This is a genomic window from Burkholderia sp. Ax-1720 (genome assembly GCF_011753035.1).
GTDB classification, from domain to species: Bacteria; Pseudomonadota; Gammaproteobacteria; order Burkholderiales; family Burkholderiaceae; genus Burkholderia; species Burkholderia gladioli.
The window spans coordinates 1-1446 of record NZ_VWWK01000415.1; the positions used below are offsets into that span (position 1 = coordinate 1).

Here is a 1446-nt window from a genome sequence, read left to right on the forward strand (position 1 = left end):
GAAGCGCTCGGCGCTCAGCTCGGGACGGTTCAGGTAGCCGCGCGCGACCCCCGCGCCGCCGATGCAGATCTCGCCCGTCACGCCGGGCGGCACCAGCCGGTCGTGCGCGTCGAGCAGGTACAGGCGGCCTTGCGCGGCCAGCCGCCGGCCGGCGACCTGGCGCTCGCGCACGCGGTGCTGGCGCGGCTCGGGATCGGCGCGCTGGCGGCGCGTTCGCTCGACGAGCTGTCGGGCGGCCAGCGGCAGTTGGTCGGCATCGCGCAGGCGCTGGTGCGCGATCCGCAGGTGCTGCTGCTCGACGAGCCGCTGTCGGCGCTCGACCTCAACCACCAGTTCCATGTGATGCAGGTGCTGCGCGAGGTCACGCGCGAACGCGGCATCGCCACCGTGGTGGTGCTGCACGACATCAACGCGGCGATGCGCGCCTGCGATCGCGCCATGCTGCTGCATCGCGGGCGCATCGAGCGCTTCGGCGAACCGGCCGAGGTGGTGACCTCGGAAAGCCTGGCCGAGGTGTTCGGCGTGAGGGCGCGGATCGAGCCCTGCTCGCAGGGGCATCGGCAGGTGATGATCGACGGGCTGGCGCTGGGCGCCTGAGGCGCGTCCAAAGCCGTGATGAAAAGCAACGGCCGGCTCCGCATCGCGCGGCGCCGGCCGTTTTTTCATGCCGATCGTTTCAGTCGTAGAAGCGCGGCGTGTAGATCCACTCGCGTTCGGCGCTGGCGAAGCGCCGCGTCTTCGAGGAGCCGACGATCACCATGGTGCGCATGTCGACGTCGGCCGCGCGCAGCTCGCCCAGCGTGAGGCTGCGCAGGCTCGCGCCGGGCCGGCCGACGTCGCGGCCGAGCACCACCACCGTGTCGGCGGCGCGGATCTCGCGCAGGATCTCCAGCGCGCGATCGAGCTGCCAGGGCCGTGCCTTCGAGATCGGGTTGTAGAAGGCCATCACCAGGTCGGCGCGCGCGGCCAGCGCGAGCCGTTCCTCGATCACGCCCCAGGGCTTGAGGTTGTCCGACAGCGAGATCACGCAGAAGTCGTGGCCGAGCGGCGCGCCGGCCTCGGCCGCGGTGGCGAACGCGGCGGACACGCCGGGCACCACCTCCAGCGCGACCTCGTCCCAAGCCGGCTCGCCGGCGCCGTCGAGCGCTTCCAGCACGGCCGCCGCCATCGCGAACACGCCCGGGTCGCCCGAGGACACCATCGCCACGCGGCGCCCCTGCGCGGCCAGTTCGAAGGCATGACGCGCGCGCTGCAGTTCCTCGCGATTGTCGGTTTCGTGCACGCGCTGGTCGGCGCGGAACGGGCCGGCCATGCGCACGTAGGTGGCGTAGCCGAGGATGTCGGTGGCCTCGGCCAGCGCGAGGCGCGCGGCCGGCGCCAGCAGGTCGGCGCGGCCGGGGCCGAGGCCGAGCACGCTCAGCGAGCCGCGCGCCTGGCCAAGCCGGT

The 1446-nt window shown here is 73.3% G+C and carries 1 protein-coding gene and 1 pseudogene; one reads left to right on the forward strand and one right to left on the reverse strand.

Features of this window, described 5'->3' with window-relative positions; genetic code table 11:
• Positions 1 to 162: 162 nt before the first annotated feature.
• Positions 163 to 597 (forward strand): annotated as a pseudogene (locus F3J18_RS37325) (ABC transporter ATP-binding protein); the annotation flags it as partial.
• A gap of 79 nt (positions 598 to 676) precedes the next feature.
• Here F3J18_RS37325 and cobJ read toward each other — a convergent pair.
• On the reverse strand, positions 677 to 1446 hold a 770-nt coding region (gene cobJ, locus F3J18_RS37330), incomplete at its 5' end, for a precorrin-3B C(17)-methyltransferase (protein ID WP_166917176.1).